Source organism: Bacillus massilinigeriensis (assembly GCF_900111815.1).
Lineage (GTDB): Bacteria > Bacillota > Bacilli > Bacillales > Cytobacillaceae > Mesobacillus_C > Mesobacillus_C mediterraneensis.
On record NZ_LT630004.1, the window covers coordinates 139522 to 163943 of the forward strand.

The window sequence follows — 24422 nt, forward strand, 5'->3', positions numbered from 1 at the left end:
AAGCCGCGCGAAAAAGCGCGGCTTTCTTTACATATTTTGCGAAAGAGTGGGACTCTGGGTTCGGTTTTTTCGGAAAACAGGGTAGAGACGTTTTGCCAAATAACCGGCAGAAACAGCGAGCAGGATGTCGCCAGGGAGACTGTATACGAATCCAATCATCAGGACATGAGAAAGGCTTGCAGGGGCATTCATCCATGTGTTCAATGCCATGTACAAGTACGGTACGCCGCAGGCATAGACAACGAGAAGCCCCAGCATATTCGCGATGATAAAAGCATTAGCTTTCGGGTCCTTTATTTTTTCTAAAAAGAAACCGACAGTGTAGGCCCCTAGGATAAAGCCAATCAAATAGCCGAAGGTCGGCTGAAAGATGTAGCCGAATCCTGCGCCGTTCGTAAAAACCGGAATGCCTGCAAGGCCGATTCCGACATAGAGCAGTTGGCTAGCGCTTCCTTTTTTGCTGCCTAACAGGCTGCCGGCAAGATAGGTGAACAGAATTTGCAATGTGAACGGCACATATGGAAGCGGAATTTTGATAAACGCGCCTACGGCTGTCATTGCAGCAAAAAGAGAAACAGCGGATAGCGTTGCGGCAGGCATTCTATTCATGGATCAGCACCTCCTTTTTATCGTGCGTCTCCTGGAAAAATGATTGTACGGATTCGTAAGCAGTATGTATCATTTTCTCGATCTCCTTTTTCGTAATGACATAGGGCGGCATGAAGTAGAGCACATTGCCGAGCGGCCTTAAGAGCAGTCCTTTCTCCAACGCAATCTTATAAATTTTGTAGCCAATACGATCTTCTGATGGAAAGGGTTCTTTAGTAGCCTTGTCCATTACCAGTTCCAACGCCCCTACCATACCAGTCTGCCTGTATTCCCCGACAAGTGGATGTTGCGAAAAAACCTGCTCGGCAAGCGTTTTCATATAAGCGCTTTTTTCGAGATTACTTTCCAATACATTCTCCTCTTCAAAAATGTTCAATACCTCGAGTGCGACGCGGCATGCTAACGGATTTCCTGTATAGCTATGCGAATGGAGGAATGCTTTTCCTGTTCCGTAATCATCATAGAAGGCTTGATATACTCTATCATTGGTCAGCACGACCGAGAGAGGAAGATACCCGCCTGTCAGTCCTTTTGATAAGCACATAAAGTCAGGGGTGATCCCCGCCTGCTCGCAAGCGAACATCGTCCCGGTGCGGCCGAAACCAACCGCAATTTCATCAGCAATGAGATGGACATCATAAGCTTTGCAGAGCTCCCGCAGCTTTTTTAAATAGGCAGGAGGATACATTTTCATCCCGGCAGCAGCCTGAATCAACGGCTCGATGATGACAGCACTTAGTTCTTCATGATGGCGTGCGAGCTGTTCTTCCATAAAAGCAATGCACGGCGCGCTGCAGCTTTCTTGTTTTTCACTGAAAGGGCAGCGATAGCAATCTGGTCCTTGCGCTCTAATCGTATCGAGCAAGAGCGGCTGAAAAACTTCATTGTAAAGGGAGACGCCTCCAACCGAAAGGGCGCCGATCGTTTCACCATGATAAGCATCGGTCAGCGCGAGGAAGCGTTTTTTAGACGTTTTTCCCGTTTGCTGGTGGTATTGAAAGCTCATCTTTAAGGCGACTTCAATTGCGGCGGAGCCATTATCGGCAAAAAAGACTTTGTTCAAGTTGCCTGGAGTGATGCTTGCCAGCTTTTCAGCAAGGAGGACTGCAGGTTCATGTGTGAAGTTGGCAAAAATAACATGCTCAAGCATTGTAGATTGCCGGGAGAGCGCAGTGCTGATGCGATCGTTTGCATGGCCGAATAAATTGACCCACCAGGAGGAAACCGCATCTATGTATGATTTGCCGTTTTCATCATAAAGGTAAATGCCTTTTCCCTTTTTGATGACAATGGGAGGAAATTCCTCGTAATCTTTCATTTGCGAGCAGGGGTGCCACACATGGTTAAAATCTCTCTGTTGCATATCTGTTTTCATAGAGTTATCAACCTTTCGAAAAATTCAACTTGCAGGTTTTTTAATTCTGTCAGATCCGCTAGTTTTGGAATGACGGTGAATGGCAAAGAAGTAAGATTCTGTATCGTTTCGATATTGTTTTTTTCAAGCTCAGTTCCTTCAAATTGGTTGAAGACGATTCCAATGACAGGGATGTCCATGTTTTTTAGCGCCTTGAGCGATAGCACCGTATGGTTGATGGTTCCAAGGCCTGTACGGACGACGAGGACGCAAGGCAAGTTGGATTCTTTAATTAAAGAAATAAAATGATAGCCTTGCTTGGCGTCGAGCGGAACATACAGACCGCCAGCCCCCTCGCAAATGACATGGTCATAATGAGAGAGATTCTGCTGTAATTGCTCTAAAATGATATTTTTGTCAATCGTTTGTCCTTCAAGCATGGCAGCATAGTGCGGGGAGGCGGGTTCTTTGAAGGAATAGGTGTTAGTGTTGTTTTCATTAAGTTCTGCCATGCTGAAAGTTTGATAGAATGCAGTGTCTTCATAGTATGAGGTGTCACCTTCTGTGATGATGCCTGTCTGGACAGGCTTGTATGGAAGAACGGAATACCCTTTTGCTTGAAGTGTGCGCATAAAAAGGGCGGTGACAATCGTTTTTCCAACGCCTGTGTCACTTCCGACAATCCAGAAGTGGTTAGCCATAGATTTTTCCTCCTTGAATATATGTTAACTAATTATATAATAGGTTAACACATTTTAGCTGCGCTTGTAAAATTGATTGACGGAGTTTTCAGATTATTATATACTCTATCAATCAAATTTTTTTAGGCAGGTGGGAAGGTTGGAACAAAAATTCGAGACGACCGTACTTCATGGCACGAAGAAAAATCAAGGAAATATTAAGAGCAAGACGATGCCGATATACCAGACATCTGCTTTTTCGTTCGGAGGTTTAGAGGAGCTGGAAGGGTATTATCATGGGGAGGGCAACTACCTTTATTCTCGTGTTGGCAACCCGAATACGGATGAGTTGGGAACGGCTGTCGCTGTGTTAGAAGGGGCACCTGTGGGTGTTGCTGCTTCATCAGGATTGTCTGCGATCCTTGCGGGAATTCTTGCAGTAGCCAAAAGCGGCGATCATATCGTAGCGGCTGCTGATGTGTATGGCGGCAGTTATTTTATGCTGGAGTCGGAATTGAGGGATTTGGGTGTCGAGACGACGTTCGTGCCTTTCGGGGATCTGGGAAATGTGGAAAAGGCGATTCGACCGAATACAAAGCTGTTGTATACAGAGTCGATTACGAATCCGTTTCTTCGCGTGGAGAATATCGAAGGCGTTGTGGCGATTGCGAAGGAGCACGGTTTGTACACGATGGTCGATAATACGTTCGCGACACCGTATCACTGCAAGCCATTTTTAACTGGTGTGGATCTTGTAGCGCATAGTGCTACAAAGTATATCGGAGGGCACAGTGACGTGACAGCGGGTGTTATCGTCGGTGAAGAGTCGCTGATGGCGAAGGTGCGGTCAAGGGTTGTGAACATGGGCAGTAATCTGAGTCCTTTTGAGGCATGGCTTGCGTGCAGAGGTTTAAAGACGCTGGCGCTTAGAATGAAGGCGCAGTCTGGAAATGCGTGCAAGCTAGCGGAAGCGCTGCGGGAAAACGAAGGCGTGGAAGAGGTTTATTACCCCTTCGGGGAAGTTGGGGCGGATGCTGGCGATGGTGCTCGCGATTGCGGTGGTTATGGTGCAGTAGTGACTATTAGGCTTGCTGGCGCGGTGAATGTGGATAGATTTTTTTCATCGTTACAATGGGTGAAGATTGTGCCAACGCTTGCAGGCGTGGAAACTTCCGTTTCTCATCCTTTGACTACATCGCATAGAGCGCTTCCTAAAGAGGCGCAGGAGGCTTTGGGAATCACGAACGCGGTGGTCAGAATATCAGTCGGGATTGAGGATAGCGGGGACATTGTTCGAGTATTTGAAAGTGCGATTCGGGCAGGGCTTTGATTTTTCATCATGTTTAGACTTACATGAGGCGGGTAGTTTTACATATGAAGATGACAACAACCCGTCTAAAGGAGGAATAAATATGAATTTGAAAATGAATGAACATGAAAAGCACCTTGTTGGAGTTTACAATAATGAGCGCGATGCGATTGACGCAATTGAAGACCTGAAGAGACAGGGCTACAGCACGGAGGATATTTCCGTCATTGGCCGTAATGATGATGATGTGGAAGATATCAACGATGCCACTGGTACAAAAACGGAGGAAGGCTTAGCTGCTGGAGCGGCTGCAGGTGGCGCGCTCGGCGGCATTGCCGGATTGCTTGCAGGTATCGGTGCATTAGCGATTCCTGGAATCGGGCCAATCGTGGCTGCGGGTCCTATCGCTGCAACTTTGACTGGAGCTGCAGTTGGCGCAGGCGCAGGCGGACTTGCGGGAGCGCTGATCGGAATGGGCATTCCGGAAGAAGAAGCAGACCGTTATGAAGGCTATGTGAAGGAAGGCAAGATTCTTGTTGTGGTAGAGCGTCGTGATGACTTGCGTGGGCGCGGGTCTTATGATGCAGACGCAAATGCGAACCTCACTGGAGGGACGATGACTTCTAACATGCCAAATGACGGTATCAGGGGCGACGCAAACGCACCAAGTGCTGGCGGTGTGTCCATGACGGACGGCGATATTGCTGAACCGCCACTCACATCCAACAACCCAGCAAATCCAAGAGTCACCGGCCGCAAAGACTTCTAATGAAGCACCGTGGTAAAGCACAACACCGTGGTAAAGCACAACACCGTGCCTGACCCCCGGTCTGGTAAAGAGGTAAAGTGCGAAAGCGTGCCTGACCCCCAACGCGGTAAAGAGGTAAAGTAAAGAAGTTTCCTGAAGGAACGTTCCTTTCCTCATTTGGTGAAGGTTGTATATAATTCTTTCGGACAGACTTTCGTTTGTCCACATGGAGGAATCCATCAAGTGCAAAAGAGCTGTGGATCACTTATTCCACAGCTCTTTTGCTGTTGTTTTGTATTATATAGCATAGCGTGCTGGGGTAATTTGGTAAAGGGGAAAAGCGTGCCTGACCCCCGGCGCGTTGAAGAGGTAAAGTAAAAAAGCGTGCCTGACCCCCTTGTGCGGTTATGTCTACGTTGATAAATGATGGCATCGTAGGGAGTAAAAGAGATTTATTATCACAGTGATGAGATTATTATGGTATTTATTGGTTGTTGAATAAAATTTAGCATTTTTCTCATCCTAATTTGGGAGGAGGATTGAGAAAATGTTGAAAAAGATGTTTTTTACCTTGGCTGTTTTGTTGTTGCTTCCTACCATTTCCTTTGCACAGCAGGTTTATACAGTACAGCCGGGAGATACAATGTGGAAAATTTCTGTAAGGTATGAGGTAGGGCTTTCGGAAATTATTAATGCAAATAGGCAAATTAGGAATCCCGCTCTAATTTATCCAGGGCAAAAGTTGACGATACCTGAAGTCAGTGCATCTAAAAATGTGGAATATCAGGTGATTCAGCTGACAAATCAGGAGAGAGCTAAGAATGGACTCAAGCCGCTAGCTGCAGATTGGCAAGTATCCAGAGTTGCAAGGTACAAATCTATTGATATGAGGGATAAAAATTATTTCTCCCATACGAGCCCGACATATGGCAGCCCTTTTAATATGATGAAGAACTTTGGAATCAACTACAGAAGCGCTGGAGAAAACATTGCTGCTGGTCAACGGACACCTCAAGAGGTAGTAAGGGCCTGGATGAACAGTCCAGGGCACCGTGCCAACATTCTCAATGCGAACTATACGCATATTGGTGTAGGATATGCTTCAGGCGGCTCTTACGGGCACTATTGGACTCAAATGTTTATCTCGAAATAAACTGCTACAGGAAGAGGCCGGCGAAATCGCCGGCCTCTTCGCTATTTTTGTTGCTTTACCGCACTACTACACCGGGGGTCAGGCACGCAGCACCAGAGCACCGCACCACCGCACCGGGGGTCAGGCACGCTTTATTTAAGTAAAGCGCCATTTGGTCCTATGGGGAATCGGTCGCAGGTCTTAGTGTGAAATCAAGCGTGGGGTCGTTATGGCTTTTTTGGCCGCGGGGTATGATGGAATCAAGAAAGGAGGGAGCGAACATGAAAAAATTTGGTTTGCTGGTAGCAGGAGGTATCGCGGCCATTGTCTTGATCGCCAACATCGGCTCGCTAATCGGGTTGGCCATCAGCATCGTATTAATGTACCTTGTGCTGAAACAGTTCCTGAAAGCGGGCAGCACCTTCAAAAAAGTCATGTGGGCCATCCTCGGTCTGGTCATCCTGTCAACAGCCATCGGCAACGTACCCGCATTTTTTGGCCTGGCGGGAGCAGCGGTACTCTATCTCGTCTATAAAAAATGGTCTGAGCCGAAAACATTCGATTTTAAAGAAGACAACGATCCGTTCGACAATTTTGAAAAGCAATGGGCTGAACTAAACAAGTAAAAGAAAAAGGAGAGGATAGACATGAACAACTTCATTAACCGTATGAAAAATATCGTTATGGCAGATCTTCACGAGGCTTTGGAAAAAAAGGAAAAACAAAACCCGATTGGTCTTCTTAATCAGTATTTGCGCGATTGCGAACGGGAAACAGATAAGGTGAAAAAGCTGATTGAACGCCATCGCCAGCTTCACGTACAGTTCGAAAAGGAACTCAAACTTGCAGCTAACATGGCTGAAAAACGCAAACGTCAAGCAGACATTGCCGCAGCGGCTGGTGAGGCACAGCTCCAATCCTTCGCCACCTTAGAGCAAGCACAGTATGAACAAAGAACGGAGCGTCTGCGCGCGTCGCTTTCAGAGGTGAAAGCCCAGATTTCCGAATTGGAGCAAAAATACGAAGAAATGAAGCACAAGTTAAAAGATATGCATATCAGAAGGCTTGAGTTAATGGGAAAAGAAAATGCTACAAAGGCAAATCGCAGGATGGACATGGTGATTCATACTGATAAATATGAAGAAACCGCCGGCTCCAGATTTGCTGAAATCGACGAATACCTCGAACGGCTTGAACAGGAAGCGGACCGAAACTATATGCACTCCACCATCGACAGCCGCATCGCCCAGCTCGAAAAAGAACAAAAAAATCAGGAAACCCATACTATTTCCTAAACACAACGTGGTATCCTAAAGAGAGGCGCAGAAATTCTTCCGCGCCTCTTGAATCATTCAAAAAATTGCCGGATCCTTCATAGAGCTATGACAGCAATCAAGAAAGAAAGCGGGGATGGACATGCTTAAAAATAAAAAAGACTATATAGGCTGGATTGTGATTATCAGCATTGTTCTTCTGCTGCTTGAGATTGCTTTCTTTAACCAAGGACTGATTTTCTCCCTTCCTATTTCCGGTGCAATGGCTTATTTTGGTTGGAAAAAGATGCCTCGCAAGTTCGGAAAGCTGCTATTTTGGATCGGGCTGCTTATTTTAGCAAGCAGCATCCTCGGCATGATGATATTTCGATTTTTCCTGTTCGCTTTCCTTTTATATTTAATTATCGAATTTGCCCAATCAAAGAAAAATCCGCAAAAGATCACACCAGTATTCATACAGCCAAAAGAAGAATCGTCACAAACAACAATCGTGGTAAAAAAGCCGCTTTTTCAAAACCAGTTGTTTGGACACCAACAGACACAAAGCCATGTTTATGAATGGAACGATATCAACATTTTTACTGGTATCGGTGACAGCATTATTGATTTTAGTTATACAGTCCTGCCAAAGGGTGAATCGGTTGTCTATATCCGTAGCCTCATTGGAAGCATTAAAGTTTTTATCCCATATGATATAGAAGTATGCATCAGCCAAGCAACACTTGCAGGCTCGATCGATGCGCTCGACCATCATGATGGAAAAATTTTTAACCAGAATCGCCTTCTTAAGACTCCTGATTATGATGGAGCTCCACAGAGGATTAAGATTGTAACATCCATGATAGTTGGGGACTTAGAGGTGAAAAGGATATGAATAGCATTTTGCGGCAGGCTATCGGCGGAATATTCGTAAGCGTCCTGTTCCTCCTTTTTCTGACGGGAACCTATATCTATGTTTTTCCGCTAAAAACCATCGGTGATTTATGGGAACAGGAGGTGTTCGATATTCCCTTTATCCTGTTCACCGCCTCCGTCAGCATCATGATTGGATTGCTGCACGGGTTGTTTTCAGGCTTTTTCCATTACCGACAGTACCAAAAAATTGACCAATGGCTTTTTAGTCTGGAAGAAGGAAAATCTTCACATCAGGAAGATGTCGCTATGCTTCAGGAAGTAACCAACATATTTGAGCGGATTGGCAGGCTCCAGAAGCAAATCTCTGATAAAGCGAAGCTCTCTCAGCGCCTCGCAACGGAAAAAGCGGAGGAGCAGGAGGTGAGAATCCAGGAAATCATTTCACAGGAGCGGAATCGGCTGGCACGCGAGCTGCATGATTCCGTGAGCCAGCAGCTTTTTGCGGCTTCGATGATGATGTCTGCGATCAACGAGCAAAATGAAGGAGGGGAGGATAACCTTCAAGCAAAACAGCTTAAAATGGTGGAAGAGATGGTTCAGCAGTCTCAGCTTGAAATGAGGGCGCTCTTATTGCATCTCCGCCCAGCGGCGCTCAAGGGAAAGAGCCTGCAGGAGGGAATGGATGATCTGTTGATGGAGCTGCAGCAAAAGGTATCTATGAAGATTTCCTGGAAAGTGGAATCCTTCCCGCTAGATAAAGGTGTGGAGGATCACCTTTTTCGCATATTGCAGGAAGGTGTATCAAATACATTGCGACATTCCAAAGCAGATGAGCTGGACGTCCTCCTTGTAAAAAGGGATGACCTGGTGATATTGCGCGTCACAGATGATGGTGTCGGTTTCGAGCCGGAAAACGGGAAAGCGGGCTCTTATGGTTTACAGAATATGTACGAACGTGCTGGAGAAATAGGCGGCACGCTGAAGATTGTCAGTGTGAAAAACAAAGGCACCAAGCTTGAGGTAAAGGTGCCTATCTTGCATACAGCAGGTGATAAAAATGATTAAAGTGGTTTTTGTCGATGATCATGAGATGGTTCGTATCGGCGTATCTTCCTATTTATCTGCCCAGCCTGATATTGAAGTGATTGGGGAAGCGGACAATGGACGGACCGGTGTGGAAATGGCTTTAAAATTAAGACCGGATATTATTCTGATGGATCTTGTCATGAAAGAAATGGACGGAATTGAGGCGACGAGGCGAATTATCGAGGAGTGGCCTGAAGCAAAGATTATCGTCGTGACAAGCTTTTTGGATGATGAAAAAGTATACCCCGCACTTGAGGCTGGCGCGACAAGCTATATGCTGAAAACTTCTAAGGCGAGTGAAATTGCTAATGCCATTAGAACGACCTATCATGGTCAGCCTGTACTCGAGCCGGAAGTGACCGGGAAAATGATGCGAAAGATGCGGAAGAGGAATGAAATGCTCCCGCACGAAGAACTGACAGAACGTGAAATGGAAGTCCTGCTGCTGATTGCGGAGGGAAAGGCGAATCAGGAAATCGCCGACGAGCTGTTCATCGCACTGAAAACAGTGAAAACCCATGTCAGCAACATCCTGAGCAAGCTGAACGTACAAGACCGTACCCAAGCCGTCATTTACGCATTCAAGCACAGACTGGCCAAATAAAGGCAAGCGTGCCTGACCCCCGGCGTGGTGAAGCAATAAAGCAACGCAGCGTTCCTGACCCCCGGCGCGGTGATAGGATAAAGCGCCATGGGGTCATTGCTTCTAACCATTCCTTGCTTTATTACATCACCACACTGCAACACAAAACACTGTACCATCCCGATTACCTATAAAAACCCCCGGGCTTTCTTAAGTTAATCGCCTCATCCGGGGGTCGTACTTGTCTAGGCGCACAAGCATTTCGCTTAGCGCTATATTGATTACTTCTCGTTCCTTAAATTCTTGCACCAGCTCGGATTTGAATTTAGTTTCCGTTATAGTTTGCTGTTTATTTAAATGCTCCTTTATTTGGTCGCACATCCAGAGCTGATAATCAGAAAGCGTTAAACATTTATGCATGCAACCCACTCCTTTATTCTCCCATTACCCGCTTAAATGCCTGTCATAAACAGTTTATGAAAATGATAACACTTCCAATTATCGGGAGTTGTAGGGTGCATTTGGACAGCAAAATTCTAACCTATTTCCATCTTCATACCATTCACGGCCCGAAAGTAATTCCGAACTCAACCAGACTGAACTCAACCAAACTGAACTCAACCGAACTGAACTCAACCGAACTGAACTCAACCAAACTGAACTCAACCAAACTGAACTCAACCGAACTGAACTCAACCCAACCGAACCTCTATCCATCACCCACTGCACTACTCCCAAAACCCTTGCCCACACCTGTCCTTCGCCACATCCAGCGCGGCCACAGCCAGCGCGCCTACATCCTCCCCAATCCAACTAACCATTCCCCACACTTATTAATATTTCCCCAGGTTGTCTCATAGATATAGAAAAGCACTGCAAGACACACAAAGGGGAGCGTTTATGAAAAATTTACTGAAAGGGATGGCAGTCTTGGTTCTCGCAATGTTCCTTGGCGAGTGTGCCGAGTTCTTGATCAATATGATCCTGGCAAGGGAGCTTGGCGAAAGCGGAATCGGCCAGTATATGACTATCCTTCCATCCATTTTCCTAATCATGATGCTGGCGAGCTTCGAATTGCCCGCATCGCTTTCTAAGCTTGTAGCCGAACGCGACAAAAAATATCATCGCAGTCTCATTAAACACGCTTTCCGCATGACGGTCATATTCAGCATTTGCCTGCTTATCATTGCTGCGATGACTATTCCATTCATTCCAGTGTTCCGCGAATCCCATCCAATTTTGAAATATATCGTGCTGCTGCTCATTCCACTAGTGTCCTTTTCTGCAATTGCCCGAGGCTACTTCATGGGCAGAGAGCACACTGGAAAAATTGCAGTCTCGCATCTTATGCGGCGCATCGTCCAAATGCTTTTGCTCGCCTCTGTGTACCAAGTGCTCGACTTCGAAAGGCCGGTCGCGCTGCTCATTGCCTTTTGTACGCTTGCCGCAAGCGAAGTAGCTGTTTTCCTTTATTTCGTTTATGCATTTATTATTTCCTATCAGGAAATCAAACGCATGACTGGCGAGCGTTTGTCAGCAGGCGATGTAAGGCGGAGCCTGGCTTCTGTTTCGATACCTTCCACTGCATTAAGACTTTTCCATGCTCTAGCACATGCAGCACAGCCTTTCCTGATAAAATGGGCGCTCATCAAGTCGGGCGTACCGATGGACACCGCGACAGAGCAATTCGGCATGGTGGCGGGGGTCGCCATGACCATTGGCACTTTCCCGGCCTTCATTGCCCATTCCTTCATGGTTGTCCTCATCCCGGCAGTGGCTAAAATGCAGGCAGGCGCTAACCGCTTGCAGCTCAACCAATTGCTCCAGCAAGTCATGCTATTGACAGCGCTATACGGTATACCTGCTGTTGCAGCTGTCTACTTTTTCGCTGGTCCGCTTACTTCCCTGTTTTTCCACTCCGACGATGCAGCCTACTACGTGCAGCTCCTTTGGCCGTACTTTTTGCTTCATTATTTCATCATTCCCATGCAGGCCTTTCTCATCGGTCTCGGGCTCGTTAAGGATGCTTTCTACCACACCTTCTGGACGACAGCCATTACTTTTTTGATTATTTTCTTTCTTGGCTCCAGACCTGAATGGCAGATGTCCGGCATCATTATCGGAATGAATGCTGGAACAGTCCTGCTCGCGATGATGCACTATCTCACCATTTGTAAAAAAATCGGGGTGTCTTGGACGCTCATGCAGCTGGAAAAATAGGATTCAAAAATACTCACGAAAAAGGATTTTGCCACCGAGTGGCGAATGTTATCTTAATGACTAAATGACTAAGAACAGGGGGGAAACGATGGATAAAGTTTTGCGCGGCCATCACCTCTTATGTGTACACGGCTTCAGGGGAATGGGCTACAGCCCAGCTTTTATTGAAAAAATGGCTTCCATCGTCAAGGATATTAGAGACGAGAAAAAGGATTTTTTTATCACGACTGTCGAAGCTTTCGACGATGCATGCATGGCGTGCCCGCATAAAGGTGCTGCTGAATGCGAGGCGGGGGAGGGGGCCAACGAACATGTGCTGGGCATGGACGCCAAGGTGCTGCGCCATTTGGGACTGCAGCATGGCCAACAATACCTGAAGTCGGACATATTAAAACTCACCGCCGAAAAGGTCGTCCCGGATGACCTCGACACTCTTTGCGCCAACTGCTCATGGCTCTCCTACGGTGTCTGCAAAGAAGGAATCGCCAATTTAAGAAAAAAAGATATCGATGAACCGAAAAAAAAGCCTGCACTGCAGACTTCTAAAAAATAAATTTAATAAGGATTTTCATCATCCCCGACCTGCTGCCGAAGGATTTCTTCAGGAAAAATGGCTCTGATTTGTTCCGTATTACCGTACACAACAGCTCTATCCCCGGGATGGAGCTCTGTGTCGTAAGCATTTTTCCGCACTTTTACGTCTCCGCGCCGAATGAAAAGGACGTTTATGTCCTCAGCTTGTGGAGAAAGGCACCTTTATTTCTTCCACAAGCTTTTTTATTTTAATTCCATTTAGCTTTTTTACTGTTTAATATCTCCTTTTCATAAAAAAACAAAGATCGCCACTCACTTTCCTAGCCTTGCTAGGTGTGTGACGATCTTTTTTATATTCTGGCACGCTGCAGTGAGTAGGACCTGCTCACTCGCATTGTGCAATCCCCGTAACCGGCAATAGCGAAGCCCATGCAGTTCTTTTGAATCTGCGAAGCTTCGCTCTACTTTTTCTTTTCTGAACTTATAAAGCATCTTTCCAGAGAGGGAGAGCCTGTTTTGACGAACCTTCTCCTTGAATTCTTCCCACACATGGCGCGTAACGATCTTTTGTGTATTCCTTGATCGGGTACACTCCTTTAGGAGGGGGCATTCGGAACATCTCTTTGGATCTGACTTATATTCACGGTAACCTTCTCTTGTCGTTGTACGATAAACTAACTCCTGTCCATTTGGACAAATGTAAACATCTTTCTCTTTATGATAGGTAAACTTCCATTTAGGAAAAAGTCCTTTTGTCGGCTGGTATCTACGATGGGCGATCACTCCAAAAACCTTACGGTCATGAAGTCCTTTACAAATTGGATTTGTTAAATATCCTGAGTCGAGTGCCACTGCTTCTACCTTAAATCCAAAACGATCCATCTGACGGTCAAGCCTAGAAAGATAAGGGACAGAGTCATGGACATTTCCCGGAGTAACATAAGCATCAGTAATGATATTGAACTTCATATCGGTTGTTCGATGATCAAGATAACAGAACATCTCCTGCTTATTTTCCCTGGACATGAAGCCACAATCTGGATCGGTTGTGCTTTTTCGAATTTGTTTGGTCTCTGTCACCTCCTCTCTTTCTTTTAGTGCTTTTTTCCGTGTTGGAATCTATCCTCTTCCACAGCTCTATTGAGTTCTTCTATGTATTCCCGAGTCTCCACTTCGACTTCTTCCCGTGTAAACTTGTGCTTATTGGCATTCGCTTTAAGGTGAGTAGAGTCAGTAAACAGAACTCTTCCACCAACCATTTTATGATTCATGGCTAACAGGACAATCTCATCAAAAATTTCTTGAAAGATATTCGTATCTTTAAAACGGGTTCTTCTATTCCAACTGATGGTCGAGTGGTCCGGCACAGGATCATTGAGCTTCAAGCCAAGAAACCATCGATAGGCTACATTTGTTTGCACTTCCCGTTCTAATCGGCGTTCCGAACGGATGCCATAAAAATAACCAATAAACATCATTTTAAATAGAACTAGTGGATCCGAAGGACGCCCGGTACTCTCGGAATAATAAGGACGCAATTTCTCCCCGATAAAAGAAAAGTCTATGTACTGGTCCACCTTTCTTAAAAAGTGATCCTGGGGAACCAAATCCTCAATTAAAACAAATTCTGCTTCTCCTTGTAATTCCCTTTTCGGTTTGAACATCGCATCCACCATCCTAAGTGTCATATTAATAATATTATATCAAATTAACGCGGTGAATGAATAAAGAAATCGGATAAAAATTAGGCTGTCGAGAGTTTCTCGACAGCCTGAGGACGTTTATGTCCTGATTTTCTTCAATGAGCTTCCGGAACGTTTTACCGGCAAGGTCGGATTTTTCCGGAATGGACAGCTCGGCAATTTCATCCTTCTCACTAAAAAGAATCACATCGGAAACAGGGAGATCGGCAATATTATAATTTTTCTTCAGTTCCCCTTTCAAATGCTTCCCAAGCTTTTTTTTCACAAAAGGAGTTTTCATAAACAGGGTGATAACCAGAAGCGCCGCGGCGATATAGCCGATTTCCGTGGCGAAAAAGTTATCTGATAAGAGGGAAGAAATCGCGGAAATAATGACAGCGAGGGAAAAAGCGCCGAATAGGATAAGGAAGGCACCAAGCCGCCTTCTGAATGGATGGTCAATGATTAATTCCGACTCGCCTGTCGTAAATCCCGTACCTGTCAGCATGGAAATCACCTGGAATCTTGCCACATGATGGTCAAGACCTGTCGCGATGAAAAGAATGACATTTATTTCGATTACGGCGAAGACAATTCCAAGGTAAATGAGGATAAATAAAAAGCCCATAAAATTTCCTCCATTTCATCAAGACAAAAGAAGCCCGGGGAGGAACCCCAAGGCTGGAAGGTTATTTTTGCTGAAGATTTTCATTGTAATAGTTAACGCCGTACATCGAACCTTCGCTGACCATTTTGTTGTCTTCTACATCATGCGGATCCGGGTTGCCTGCTTTTTGGACAGGAAGGACATCTTCTTTTCCTCTCGATTTCATCGTCATGACTTTGTCTTTGGCGTTTGTAGCCACCTTTTTCAACTTTTCCACGTTTTCCTTTGGCTTCATAGCCATCCATACTGCTGCAGCGCCAACACCGAGAAGTACATATGGTTTCATTGATTTTGCTTGCATCGTTTAGTCCTCCTTTTATGTTTGCCCGATATTCAGGTATATTTCGTTCCACTTGCTGTACATTAAATTTACCCTAAAGCGGGGGAAGAGAAACATGAACCTTTAAAAAAGTAAATGTTAGCAACTCCATCTTCAGGGGAATAGAAGAAGAAATTAATGAAAAGTAGTGAGGGACATGAATACATTTAATGAAGGCAAGTGGAAATGGTATCAAGTATCAATCAATAATATCGACGAAATCATACCTTTGACGCAAAAACATCCAGGATGCGGCATGTGGGTCAAAGAAATGGAACATAAAAAATCCAACTCTATTAGAGTGGATGCCAGGACGGAAGGGGAAGAGTTCATCTGGGGCTCGCTTGTGTACCAGCAGGATGTTGAAAGCCGGGAAGACTACAATCTGTTTCATTTTTATCTGACGAAGGAGTTTTTTGTCACCGTTGATTTTAAGCCTCCGCTTCTTGCACAAAGCGATTTTGAAGAAGTGAAAAAGCAGATGGACCACGCAGATAATGCGGTGGAAGGTTTTTTTGTGCTGATTGGGGAAATATTGAACGACTATCTTAATCGAATCGACTTGTTCGAGGACAGGCTGCACGATCTTCTCTGGAAAGTAAAAAAACAAAACAATCTTAAAATCCTTGAGCGCATTTATGATAATCGGCATGAACTTCTCATATGGAAAAACTTGATGATTCCCATCACTGAATTGAAGTTTGCCATGGAAGAAGCCTTTGGCGATGAAATCAAAGAAGGCCCGGAGTTCAAGCGGGCGACACGGAGAATGACAAGAGGAAGAATTGTCATCCAAGAATATCAGCAGGAAATTGATACATTGATTGACCTGGAGGAAGTTGTTTCCTCGCATAGAGGAAATGAAATCATGAAGACGTTGACCGTCATGACAATCATGTTCACGCCAGTCATGGCATGGGGCGCGCTTTGGGGAATGAACTTCAAAATCATGCCGGAGCTTGGCTGGAAATATGGCTATTTGTACGCGCTTATCCTTATTATCGTGTCCACTCTTGGCCTGTATGTTTACCTGAAAATGAAAGGCTGGATGGGGGATATTCTGAAAGGGAAAAAGAAAAATTCGTTCTTTGAATAAAAAAATCGCTTGGAGTGGGTGACTTAGATGATAGATGTGCATGTGGATTTCCATTCTAAGCGCTTCCTCTTCCGCGGGTGGCCCGTTGGAAAGCATGAACGGATGCGTTTGGCGGTGTCTTCCCTGTCCCATGCTCCCGCAGAAGTCTCCGGGCTTCCTGATGAGATAAATCGGAAATTCTGGTCTGATTTTACCGTTTTTTTCAGTGTGTACACTCCTGCCAATTCCCAGCCCGGTCTTCATCGCCCAAAACCTTAAAAATTGTCATTTTGCAATGTTTTTCTCAGGAAAAAGTAGACATTTAAGAGCAGGTAGCCGCTATTTTGCATAAGAATGTCCTCTGTAATTGGTTTCATCATTACAAAATGCAAAGTATCATACACCTGCAAAGACGGTATCTACCGTAATGGCCCGGTTATCTACGGTAAACCTCAATTTATCTACGGTAAATGCCTTTTTATCTACGGTAATCGGAGAAATATCTACAGTAGCATACATTAAATTCCAGATAACACGATGAAAGGCCTCCGCTCAAAAGGGCGGAGGCTTTATTAGTTTCCTAACCTATAAGCAAGGTTGTCCTATTTTTCTTTATTTGAAAAATTTCACAAGCATGATTGCAGGGATATGCCATTTTTCGTTATTCAGCCAGTTTCACAAGCATGTGTGCAAGCTTGTGCTGTTCTTCTTCGGTGCCGACTTTCCATAGCTCTCGCAGAAGCTGTTCTTCGCGGTTGCGCGGCTCTACTTTTTCAGCGAGATAGTCAGCGATTTTTTGTGCGGCAGACGCAAGCTGCTCTTCGTTGAGGCCTGCTGTCTTTCCGAGCTGGATTCGCTTATGAAGATACGATTTAAACTCTTCGAAGTTGCCGAGAATATCGTCCGCACGTGAACTATCCATTCTATCCATTGTTTCTTCTACTTTATTTGTATTCACTGCTCCGTTTTTCTCTATCATATGATCTTTTTCCATTGTTTTCTCCTCCTTTGATTTACCGTTATGTCTATTAAATAGCCCACTATCAGCAAGCTTAAACAAGCGGCAGCACATCGGAGGAAATGAAAGAAGGTACAGGCCGCTTGGCCCGTACCTTCTTTCAGTCCGCTATTTTCTAACGGTCAGGGAGAGGGGAGTGTGACACTTGGATGAACCGATTCTAAATATATCGGTTCAGGACGAGCGTCCCTTTTGCCATTTCGGCAAAACTCCCTCCGTTCGCAATGCCAATGACAGAGTCAGAAGTCGCTATGTTCTTCAACTTGAACCAGTCCCTTCATGTTATATTGGCCTTGCACTTTTTCTTTACCCGGCTGTGAAAAAATAAACCGTTGTAAAACTTGGAAATCAATCGTCGCTTGAAAGAATACCAAAGATTCGTAGCAGGCTGATGAACAAGTTGATGAAATCTAGATACAGGTTAAGCGCCATTAGCGGCACTTCTTCCGCACTGACACCATAGCGCTTCATCATGTTGAAATCATAGAGTACATAGCCGCTGAATACGAGAACGCCAACGAAAGAGAATGCGAGCATGCCCGATGATGAAAGCGGCATGAACAGATTGAAAATCGAAATAGCAATCAGCGCTAGAAGTGCTGCAAGCAGGAATCCGCGCATGAAGCTGAAGTCACGCTTTGTTTTAGTCGCATATACGGCAATGCCGGAAAAAACGACGGTCGTGGTGCCGAGTGCCATCAAGACAACATTGGCTCCAGAAGCTGCGGTGTAATAGGCAATAATCGGGTAGGTTGTGATGCCGGAAATAAAGGTAAATACATACAGGAATGTATAGCCTATGCTCTTTTTCCTGCGGAGGAAAAACGCCCCGATTAGCATGGCCATCTCTAAGATGGCGAGTGGCATGAAGAGTGCAGGAGGAATGAAAATGCCGCATGCCATTCCGATGAAAGAGATAGCGAGCGATAAGGCGAACGTTCTGATGACCGACGGCATAAAGGGATTTTCAGCGTGTGAGTACATGTAATGGACCACCTCTTGATGGTTAGTGTTATATAATACGGTCCCGAACGGAAAGGGTTTCAACTTTTTACTATGCCTGCTGGTTTTACTTTTCATATCCGGAAAAAGCAGGACGCGTAGGAAAGATCGAAAGCCGGCCACCTGAAAGACATGAAACAGCTGATTATCATTACCGGCATCCTGATTACCGCCCTGGCTGTCAGCTTCGGGTTTGAGACGTATATGAATGCATTGCAAGGCACCCGGTTAGGTTATCTCCTTATGTTGTCTCTTTTATTTCTTTTTCCTTGAGAAGGTCGCGGATTTCCCTTAACAAATCTTCTTTCACATCAGCGCGGATTTCCTCTTGTACTTCTTCTTTATGCCTGAAAGAGCTGATCAAGCGGATAAAAAGAAAAATTGAAAATGAAATAATGAAAAAATTAAAGATGTTTTGAAAGAATAACCCATACTTAATTTCTGCCTTCATAAAGGTGTACGAAAGGCCGGAAACATTGATGCCTCCGAGTAGGATGCCGACAAGCGGCATGATGATGTCATTGACAAGCGATGTGACGATTTTTCCGAACGCACCGCCGATGATGACACCGACAGCCAGGTCCAGCACATTCCCTTTAAGTGCAAACTTTTTAAAATCATTCCACATTGATAATTCCTCCTAGTAGTGTTTGCAAGGTTGTTAAAGTATTATCCGGAGGTTCAAAAAATTGAAGGCAGTAAATTAGCCTTCAATCAGTATTTAATGGTGAACGATTGCCAATCATCATGGTGTTCGCATTCGTGGTATTCGAGACGATCAACTCTCGAAAATGGATTACCCCTGCGGAGCTCCTCCATATACTGCTCCAAATCAGCTTTAGTCCCCGTTGCTACAATTTTGACAGCATCGTCTCCCTGGTTCATAACCCAGCCGTTAATGCCATATTGGATGGCTTTCATTTGGGCGTAGTACCTGTAGCCTACTCCTTGAACTTTTCCTGATACAAGAATCTGTAACTGAATCAAGATGTCGCCTCCAGAATCTTTTCGGTAAGAAATTGTACCTATTTGTTTTCATTATATCAACAAAGAATATGTGCGTATAGTTGAAAATCCCGCCATGAATGGTAAAAAGGCAGCTGTCATCCAGCTGCCCCCTTGAAGATAGCTTCCATTTTAGAATGCCCAGTTTCCGTTCCGGAATACAGGCTCTTCTTTTCCGTCAGCCGTGATGCCATCAATGTCCATCTCTGCCGACCCGATCATGAAATCAACGTGGGTGATGCTTATATTCAAGCCGTGCTGCTCCAGCTCTTCTTTTGACATTTTCTTTCCGCCCTCAAGACAAAAAGCGTAAGAGCTTCCGATTGCCAGATGGTTGGAGGCATTTTCATCGAAAAGCGTGTTGAAAAATAGGATGTTTGATTCAGAAATAGGCGAATGATAAGGTACAAGTGCTACTTCACCGAGGTAATGGGATCCTTCATCCGTCTCCACAAGGCGCTTCAGGATTTCTTCGCCTTCCTCTGCGCGGACATCGGTAATTCGGCCATTTTCAAACGTCAGGACGAAGCGGTCAATAATGTTGCCGCCATAGCTGAGAGGCTTCGTGCTGGAAACATGTCCGTTCACGCCATTTTTCAGCGGAACGGTGAAAACTTCTTCTGTTGGCATGTTCGCCATGAATTCATGGCCCTTTTCATTAACGCTGCCTGCTCCAACCCATATATGCTTTTCCGGCAGTTCAATCGTCAAGTCAGTCCCAGGTGCGCGGTAGTGAAGCTTTTTATAGCGCCTGCTGTTGAGATAATCCACTTTTTCATGAAGGGTGCTGTCATGCTTTTTCCACTCTTCCACAGGGTTTTCTTTATCAGCGCGTACCGCTTTGAAAATCGCTTCCCATAAAAGGCGCATGCTTTCATCTGCTGAAGCATCCGGGAATACTTTTTGCGCCCAGCTTTCAGAAGGAGCTGCGATGACGGTCCAGCTCACTTTGTCTGACTGTATGTATTGGCGAAATTGTTCTAATGCAGTGCCTGTGGCTTTTTGATTGTTGGAAATACGCTCAGGGTCGATTCCTTTCAAAAGGTCAGGGCCTGAAGAGACGACCGACATGAAGGCAGCGCCCTGTTCGGCAAGATCGACAATTTCTTTTGCGCGGAACTCTGGGTACTCATGGAAAACCTCATCAGGTGCAAGCTCATATTTCAGGCGGGTAACACTATCATCGTTCCAGTTGACAATGACATTCTTTGCTCCAATTTCATACGCTTTTTTAACAATAAGACGCACAAGCTTCTGAGCATCAAGAGTAGCGTTGACAACGAGCGTCTGGCCTTTCTGAACATTGACGCCGACTTTCACGGCAAGGTCGGCATACTTTTCAAGTTGCGTTTGGAATTCACTCATATACATTCTCCTTTTCTGAATCTTCTTATATATTCTATCTGCTATTGGGAAGGTCTTCAAGCAACTGAAGAAATTTTTTGTTTTTCATGCATCTGGAACATAACCCAATACAATACGGCGCTAAAGAGCGCAAGAATGGCAAGGATGATAAACGTCCAGCTGTAGCCAATCCATACTGTCAGCGGGATGGAAATCGGCGCGATCGTCCTTCCAAGCGTATAGCGAAGGCTTGCGGCCGCAAAATACTGCCCACGCATATGCTCAGGGGCAAGGCTTGAAATGAAGCTTTGCTGCATGCCTGCCGTCATCAGCTCGGCAAGGGTGAAGAGGCCCATTGCCGCAATTAATCCCCAAATCCAGGATGTTTGGCCAAACAGGATGATAGAAGCAGCATAAATAACGGACGATAAGATAAACACGTTGCGCTCCCGATACTTCGTCATCCACTTCGTTACACTAACAGTCAGCAGTGCAACAAAAAATCCATTTTCAGAGAGAAGGAGTCCGAATGCCTGCTCTCCACCGAGCGAGAAGGAGAAGTTGCCGAATTCGAACAGCGTCTGGCTTACGACTTTTTCCTTCGTATAGACAGGGATGAGGAGGTCTAACTGCATGAATGTCTGTGCAACGAGAACTCCTGCAAGGATAAACAGCAGGAATACCCTGTCTTTCACAATGACTTTATAGTCGGAAATCTGTTCCTTCATGAAGGAATACCATTTCTCTTGTTTCTTTTTTACCTGAGAAGGCTTCGGCAGCGTTTCCCTTGTATATTGCCAGAGAACGGCAGCAAGGAGAACGCAGATGATTCCCACTGCGACAAGGAGTTCAAAGCGGTATTTCACGTAAAAAATAGCGCCAAGAATCGGGCCAATGACAACCGCAATATTGATGGACGTGTAAAAAACGGCAAACACGCTGCTCCGATCTTTTTCCTCGACAACATCGGCAATCATCGCCTGGCTGGCAGGCCAGTAAATCGATCCGAAAATTCCGACAATCGCGAATGCAATAAAGCCAGTAATCGGAGACGTGAACCATGGCGATACGGCAAGCGCGAAAACGAGGAAAGCAGCACCCTGCCCAAAGGCGGAGATCACCATCATCCGTTTGCGCCCGAAAGTATCCGCAAAATATCCGCCCATCAGGTTCGCGGCAACGGAAAAAACTTGCGAGAATATCAACAGAAGCCCAGCGCGCCCTTTCCCAAAGCTCTCGGCAAAATAAATCGTCAAAAACGGGAAGAACATCCAAAAAGTAATGTTCATCAAAGCTTCTCCGAAAAGACGTACTTTTAAATTCCGATCCCAATCACGTATCCGCATCGCAGCCCCTCCTCGCCCCTTCGATTTCAGTAATCCTATCATACTATCTTACAGGAAAAACTTACAAGTATATTCTTTAGGGTTTCGAAACTTTCTTAGAGGTGGGCTGGTGTTGGAGGGTTGAGGTTAGGCGTAAGAATGTGATGGTAGAGGAGAATGGTGATTAGTTTGGAAAAGTGCTACAGAGCGGAATGTGGGAAAATGCTTGAAAGGGAGAGATGGGGGCACTGAGGGGTGGCTGGGAGCAGGGCAGGGGAGATGATTATTTGGGCAGGCGGTTTCATTCATAAGAAGGATGGATCGTTTTTGGCTAGAAAATCAAACCCGCTTCCTAATATGGAGCGGGTTTGATGGTTTCCTTACTCTTTTTTCTCGAGTGCGGCTTTCAGCAGGTCTCCAAGGCTGTTGCCGAAGGATTCTTGGCTTGGACTGTATTTTTGCTTGAGCTTGCGCTCTTCGTGCTTCGATACGGTCTTTTTGCGTTCTTCGGCCTTCTCGACGATATTGCAGCGCCTGCATTGGAAGTAGGTGCCTGCTTTGCCGTTATGAATTTCCATCTTTTTATGACATTGCGGGCAGCGTCTGTTGGATAGCTTTGGATCTTTATGTTTGCGGAAGCTGCAGTCTATGCTGGAACAAACGAGGATTTTGCCCTCTTTTGTTTTCCGTTCTTTCAGGAATTCGCCGCATTCCGGACATTTTGATCCTGTAAGGTTATGGGCCCGATACGATTTGTCGCTTGCTTTGATTTCCGAGACAAGCTGGTCTGTCTGCTTGCGGATTTTTGCTTTGAAGGCTTTCGGGTTACCTTTGCCGCGGGCGATTTCCTCGAGTTCTTTTTCCCATTTAGCTGTTAGCTCTGGTGAAGTAAGTTCATCGTTTACCAGATCAATTAGCTGTTTCCCTTTTTTAGTAGGGTATAGGCGGCTGTTTTGGCGCTCGACGGCTTCTGCGGATATTAGTTTTTCAATAATATCGGCTCTTGTGGCTGGCGTTCCGAGTCCGTACTTTTCCATTCTTCCAAGTATATCTGCTTCGGTATAGCGGTTTGGCGGCTCTGTCAGTTTTTTGCTGACAGTGACAGAGCTGATGTTGAACGCTTTGCCCTTGGTTAGGTTGCCTAGATTTTGATGCTTGCTGCTGTCATCATCCTTGCCCAATACTGTTTTAAACCCTTGCTCTACTATATTGGTTTCTCTTGCGCTAAGCGTTTCGCCGGCAATGTCAAATCGGGCTTGGATTGTTTCATATTCGTAAGCCGGATAGAATAGGGCAAGAAAGCGGCGAACAATCAGATCATACAGTTTGCGCTCATCATTCTCGAGCTTTCCTAAATTTAAGTGCTGTTCTGTTGGAATGATGGCGTGGTGGTCTGATACTTTTTCATTGTTGAAGACCCTTCGGGCCAGGACCTTGCCTTTATTGGCAAGCGCAGGTCTAGCCTCGTCTTTGTAGCCGGATGAAATGGCTTGGAGGCGGTCATTCATCGTTGCTTCCATATCTTTTGTGAGATAGCGTGAATCAGTCCGAGGGTAGGTGACAAGCTTGTGCTGCTCATAGAGACCCTGGAGGACGTTAAGCGTTTTTTTAGCTGAAAAGCCGAACCGTTTGTTCGCATCTCGCTGAAGCTCTGTCAGGTCATAAGGCAGCGGCTGGGGCTCGCTTTTCTTTTTGCGTGCTACCTCTGTTAATATTGCTTTTTGGCCTTCGAGCTTACCTTTTATTTTTTCAGCTGTCTCAGCAGAGAAGATTCTTTTTTCGCCGTTCTTTTCCCACTCAGCTGACAGGATACCAACAGAAGCTTGAATGGTGAAGTATTCTTTCGGGACGAAGGAAGAGATTTCTTTTTCCCGTTCGATCATCATGGCAAGTGTCGGAGTCTGGACGCGTCCGGCAGAGAGCGGGTCTTTGTACTTGGTCGTAAGCGCGCGGGAAACGTTCAGGCCGATGAGCCAGTCTGCTTCTGCGCGGCATACAGCGGATTCATAAAGATCGTCAAACTGTTTTCCGGGTTTAAGAGACTTAAAGCCGTCCTTGATTGCTTTATCGGTTTGGGAGGAAATCCAAAGACGTTTGATTGGCTTGTTGCATTTCGCCTTCTCGAGAATCCAGCGGGCTACTAATTCGCCTTCGCGACCGGCGTCAGTGGCGATAATGATGTCTTTAATATCTTTCCTTTTTGTCAGGTTTTCAATTGCTTTGTATTGCGCAGTGGTTTGCCTAATGACTTTGAGTCCCATTCTATCCGGAATGATCGGAAGGTCTTCGAGTCTCCAGGTGGTATATTTGGAGTCGTAGTGCTCCGGCATTTTGAGCTCGATCAGGTGGCCAAGCGCCCATGTGACAATATGGTTGTTTCCTTCAATATAACTTTTATTTTTTTGATTGCAGCCGAGGACTCTCGCAAGTTCGCGGGCGACGCTCGGTTTTTCTGCAAGGACTAATGATTTCATGCTTGCTCCTTTCAATAACAGCGGTTTTGCTCTCCGCTTACTAGTATAATGGAAAAGAAGCCGAATTTGTATTCCTGCACCCCGCTAAAGCGTGCCTGACCCCCGGCACGTTAGTGTGGTACTGCTT

Annotated in this window: 25 protein-coding genes and 1 pseudogene; 11 read left to right on the forward strand and 15 right to left on the reverse strand. The window is 45.6% G+C overall.

The annotated features are described in order from the left end of the window. Positions 1-27: 27 nt before the first annotated feature. Genes BQ5796_RS00725 through bioD form a run of 3 tightly spaced genes read right to left on the reverse strand, consistent with a single transcriptional unit; the run spans position 28 to position 2664 of the window. A complete protein-coding gene (locus BQ5796_RS00725) occupies positions 28-609 on the reverse strand; it encodes a biotin transporter BioY (protein ID WP_200792853.1) in 582 nt (193 codons plus the stop codon). Next, a complete protein-coding gene (gene bioA / locus BQ5796_RS00730) occupies positions 602-1984 on the reverse strand; it encodes an adenosylmethionine--8-amino-7-oxononanoate transaminase (RefSeq protein WP_071458518.1) in 1383 nt (460 codons plus the stop codon). Before bioA ends, BQ5796_RS00725 begins: the two co-directional genes overlap by 8 nt. Continuing rightward, a complete protein-coding gene (bioD, locus tag BQ5796_RS00735) occupies positions 1981-2664 on the reverse strand; it encodes a dethiobiotin synthase (RefSeq protein ID WP_071458519.1) in 684 nt (227 codons plus the stop codon). The genes bioA and bioD overlap by 4 nt, the downstream gene beginning before the upstream one ends. Positions 2665-2803: 139 nt before the next feature. Between bioD and BQ5796_RS00740 the strand changes: the two genes are divergently transcribed. The 8 genes from BQ5796_RS00740 to BQ5796_RS00775 all read left to right on the forward strand — a co-directional run bounded on the left by BQ5796_RS00740 (position 2804) and on the right by BQ5796_RS00775 (position 9651). Beyond that, on the forward strand, positions 2804-3973 hold the full coding sequence (locus BQ5796_RS00740) for a trans-sulfuration enzyme family protein (protein ID WP_071458520.1): 1170 nt from the start codon (positions 2804-2806) through the stop codon (positions 3971-3973). A gap of 82 nt (positions 3974-4055) precedes the next feature. Further along, the gene (locus tag BQ5796_RS00745) at positions 4056-4721 is read left to right on the forward strand and encodes a YflT domain-containing protein (protein ID WP_234969284.1); all 666 of its coding nucleotides are present in this window, start codon (positions 4056-4058) and stop codon (positions 4719-4721) included. 526 nt (positions 4722-5247) lie between these two features. After that, a complete protein-coding gene (gene safA / locus BQ5796_RS00750; protein WP_071458521.1) occupies positions 5248-5853 on the forward strand; it encodes a SafA/ExsA family spore coat assembly protein in 606 nt (201 codons plus the stop codon). Between the two features lie 260 nt (positions 5854-6113). Continuing rightward, a complete protein-coding gene (locus tag BQ5796_RS00755) occupies positions 6114-6458 on the forward strand; it encodes a lmo0954 family membrane protein (RefSeq protein WP_071458522.1) in 345 nt (114 codons plus the stop codon). Between the two features lie 21 nt (positions 6459-6479). Next, entirely contained in the window at positions 6480-7127 is a 648-nt protein-coding gene (locus BQ5796_RS00760) for a PspA/IM30 family protein (RefSeq protein WP_071458523.1), read from the forward strand. Between the two features lie 121 nt (positions 7128-7248). Then, on the forward strand, positions 7249-7980 hold the full coding sequence (liaF, locus tag BQ5796_RS00765; RefSeq protein ID WP_071458524.1) for a cell wall-active antibiotics response protein LiaF: 732 nt from the start codon (positions 7249-7251) through the stop codon (positions 7978-7980). Then, positions 7977-9026 (forward strand): sensor histidine kinase, encoded by a 1050-nt coding sequence (locus BQ5796_RS00770; protein WP_071458525.1) that lies wholly within the window; start codon positions 7977-7979, stop codon positions 9024-9026. Before liaF ends, BQ5796_RS00770 begins: the two co-directional genes overlap by 4 nt. Beyond that, positions 9019-9651 (forward strand): response regulator transcription factor, encoded by a 633-nt coding sequence (locus BQ5796_RS00775; RefSeq protein ID WP_071458526.1) that lies wholly within the window; start codon positions 9019-9021, stop codon positions 9649-9651. Before BQ5796_RS00770 ends, BQ5796_RS00775 begins: the two co-directional genes overlap by 8 nt. Positions 9652-9840: 189 nt before the next feature. Here BQ5796_RS00775 and BQ5796_RS00780 read toward each other — a convergent pair whose 3' ends face one another. Beyond that, positions 9841-10050, reverse strand: a complete 210-nt coding sequence (locus BQ5796_RS00780; protein WP_071458527.1) for a hypothetical protein — start codon at positions 10048-10050, stop codon at positions 9841-9843. 480 nt (positions 10051-10530) lie between these two features. On the opposite strand from BQ5796_RS00780, the gene BQ5796_RS00785 reads away from it, so the two are divergent. Together BQ5796_RS00785 and BQ5796_RS00790 are read left to right on the forward strand one after the other, a co-directional pair. Next, positions 10531-11850 (forward strand): oligosaccharide flippase family protein, encoded by a 1320-nt coding sequence (locus tag BQ5796_RS00785; RefSeq protein WP_071458528.1) that lies wholly within the window; start codon positions 10531-10533, stop codon positions 11848-11850. Positions 11851-11938: 88 nt separating this feature from the next. Further along, positions 11939-12403 carry a DUF1284 domain-containing protein gene (locus tag BQ5796_RS00790; protein ID WP_071458529.1) on the forward strand — a complete coding sequence of 155 codons (465 nt, stop codon included), beginning with the start codon at positions 11939-11941 and terminating at the stop codon, positions 12401-12403. Positions 12404-12405: 2 nt separating this feature from the next. On the opposite strand, the gene BQ5796_RS17215 is transcribed toward BQ5796_RS00790, so the two are convergent. From BQ5796_RS17215 to BQ5796_RS18770, 4 genes and pseudogenes are all read right to left on the reverse strand, one after another. Then, positions 12406-12579 (reverse strand): TrkA C-terminal domain-containing protein, encoded by a 174-nt coding sequence (locus BQ5796_RS17215; protein WP_083413005.1) that lies wholly within the window; start codon positions 12577-12579, stop codon positions 12406-12408. 117 nt (positions 12580-12696) lie between these two features. Then, positions 12697-14048, reverse strand: a protein-coding gene (locus BQ5796_RS17220; RefSeq protein WP_097677971.1) for an IS1182 family transposase whose coding sequence is annotated in 2 segments (ribosomal slippage) — positions 12697-13484 and positions 13484-14048 — 1353 coding nt in all. Because the reading frame shifts where the segments join, the coding sequence is not laid out codon by codon here. A gap of 34 nt (positions 14049-14082) precedes the next feature. Next, the gene (locus BQ5796_RS00805; RefSeq protein ID WP_071458532.1) at positions 14083-14694 is read right to left on the reverse strand and encodes a hypothetical protein; all 612 of its coding nucleotides are present in this window, start codon (positions 14692-14694) and stop codon (positions 14083-14085) included. Between the two features lie 61 nt (positions 14695-14755). Then, positions 14756-14869: pseudogene (locus BQ5796_RS18770) on the reverse strand (hypothetical protein); the annotation flags it as partial. Between the two features lie 340 nt (positions 14870-15209). On the opposite strand from BQ5796_RS18770, the gene BQ5796_RS00815 reads away from it, so the two are divergent. Further along, positions 15210-16148: a magnesium transporter CorA family protein gene (locus BQ5796_RS00815; RefSeq protein WP_071461088.1), complete on the forward strand. Its 939-nt coding sequence runs from the start codon at positions 15210-15212 to the stop codon at positions 16146-16148. Between the two features lie 640 nt (positions 16149-16788). On the opposite strand, the gene BQ5796_RS00825 is transcribed toward BQ5796_RS00815, so the two are convergent. The 7 genes from BQ5796_RS00825 to BQ5796_RS00860 form a co-directional block, all read right to left on the reverse strand. Next, a complete protein-coding gene (locus BQ5796_RS00825; protein WP_071458535.1) occupies positions 16789-17121 on the reverse strand; it encodes a DUF3243 domain-containing protein in 333 nt (110 codons plus the stop codon). A 372-nt stretch (positions 17122-17493) separates the two neighbouring features. Continuing rightward, positions 17494-18129 (reverse strand): Bax inhibitor-1/YccA family protein, encoded by a 636-nt coding sequence (locus BQ5796_RS00835; protein ID WP_071458537.1) that lies wholly within the window; start codon positions 18127-18129, stop codon positions 17494-17496. A gap of 259 nt (positions 18130-18388) precedes the next feature. Further along, positions 18389-18775, reverse strand: a complete 387-nt coding sequence (mscL, locus tag BQ5796_RS00840; protein ID WP_071458538.1) for a large conductance mechanosensitive channel protein MscL — start codon at positions 18773-18775, stop codon at positions 18389-18391. Positions 18776-18861: 86 nt separating this feature from the next. Beyond that, entirely contained in the window at positions 18862-19134 is a 273-nt protein-coding gene (locus BQ5796_RS00845; RefSeq protein ID WP_071458539.1) for an acylphosphatase, read from the reverse strand. Between the two features lie 150 nt (positions 19135-19284). Further along, on the reverse strand, positions 19285-20517 hold the full coding sequence (locus BQ5796_RS00850) for an aminopeptidase (RefSeq protein ID WP_071458540.1): 1233 nt from the start codon (positions 20515-20517) through the stop codon (positions 19285-19287). Positions 20518-20573: 56 nt separating this feature from the next. Continuing rightward, positions 20574-21842, reverse strand: a complete 1269-nt coding sequence (locus BQ5796_RS00855; RefSeq protein ID WP_071458541.1) for an MDR family MFS transporter — start codon at positions 21840-21842, stop codon at positions 20574-20576. 359 nt (positions 21843-22201) lie between these two features. Continuing rightward, the gene (locus BQ5796_RS00860; RefSeq protein WP_071458542.1) at positions 22202-24295 is read right to left on the reverse strand and encodes a DNA topoisomerase III; all 2094 of its coding nucleotides are present in this window, start codon (positions 24293-24295) and stop codon (positions 22202-22204) included. Between the last annotated feature and the right edge of the window lie 127 nt (positions 24296-24422).

Coding starts and splice junctions, on each gene's coding strand:
- BQ5796_RS00725 (WP_200792853.1), bottom strand. CDS start 609: ATGAATAGAATGCCTGCCGCAACGCTATCCGCTGTTTCTCTTTTTGCT.
- bioA (WP_071458518.1), bottom strand. CDS start 1,984: ATGAAAACAGATATGCAACAGAGAGATTTTAACCATGTGTGGCACCCC.
- bioD (WP_071458519.1), bottom strand. CDS start 2,664: ATGGCTAACCACTTCTGGATTGTCGGAAGTGACACAGGCGTTGGAAAA.
- BQ5796_RS00745 (WP_234969284.1), top strand. CDS start 4,056: ATGAATTTGAAAATGAATGAACATGAAAAGCACCTTGTTGGAGTTTAC.
- safA (WP_071458521.1), top strand. CDS start 5,248: ATGTTGAAAAAGATGTTTTTTACCTTGGCTGTTTTGTTGTTGCTTCCT.
- BQ5796_RS00755 (WP_071458522.1), top strand. CDS start 6,114: ATGAAAAAATTTGGTTTGCTGGTAGCAGGAGGTATCGCGGCCATTGTC.
- BQ5796_RS00760 (WP_071458523.1), top strand. CDS start 6,480: ATGAACAACTTCATTAACCGTATGAAAAATATCGTTATGGCAGATCTT.
- liaF (WP_071458524.1), top strand. CDS start 7,249: ATGCTTAAAAATAAAAAAGACTATATAGGCTGGATTGTGATTATCAGC.
- BQ5796_RS00770 (WP_071458525.1), top strand. CDS start 7,977: ATGAATAGCATTTTGCGGCAGGCTATCGGCGGAATATTCGTAAGCGTC.
- BQ5796_RS00775 (WP_071458526.1), top strand. CDS start 9,019: ATGATTAAAGTGGTTTTTGTCGATGATCATGAGATGGTTCGTATCGGC.
- BQ5796_RS00780 (WP_071458527.1), bottom strand. CDS start 10,050: ATGCATAAATGTTTAACGCTTTCTGATTATCAGCTCTGGATGTGCGAC.
- BQ5796_RS00785 (WP_071458528.1), top strand. CDS start 10,531: ATGAAAAATTTACTGAAAGGGATGGCAGTCTTGGTTCTCGCAATGTTC.
- BQ5796_RS00790 (WP_071458529.1), top strand. CDS start 11,939: ATGGATAAAGTTTTGCGCGGCCATCACCTCTTATGTGTACACGGCTTC.
- BQ5796_RS00805 (WP_071458532.1), bottom strand. CDS start 14,694: ATGGGCTTTTTATTTATCCTCATTTACCTTGGAATTGTCTTCGCCGTA.
- BQ5796_RS00815 (WP_071461088.1), top strand. CDS start 15,210: ATGAATACATTTAATGAAGGCAAGTGGAAATGGTATCAAGTATCAATC.
- BQ5796_RS00825 (WP_071458535.1), bottom strand. CDS start 17,121: ATGGAAAAAGATCATATGATAGAGAAAAACGGAGCAGTGAATACAAAT.
- BQ5796_RS00835 (WP_071458537.1), bottom strand. CDS start 18,129: ATGTACTCACACGCTGAAAATCCCTTTATGCCGTCGGTCATCAGAACG.
- mscL (WP_071458538.1), bottom strand. CDS start 18,775: ATGTGGAATGATTTTAAAAAGTTTGCACTTAAAGGGAATGTGCTGGAC.
- BQ5796_RS00850 (WP_071458540.1), bottom strand. CDS start 20,517: ATGAGTGAATTCCAAACGCAACTTGAAAAGTATGCCGACCTTGCCGTG.
- BQ5796_RS00855 (WP_071458541.1), bottom strand. CDS start 21,842: ATGCGGATACGTGATTGGGATCGGAATTTAAAAGTACGTCTTTTCGGA.
- BQ5796_RS00860 (WP_071458542.1), bottom strand. CDS start 24,295: ATGAAATCATTAGTCCTTGCAGAAAAACCGAGCGTCGCCCGCGAACTT.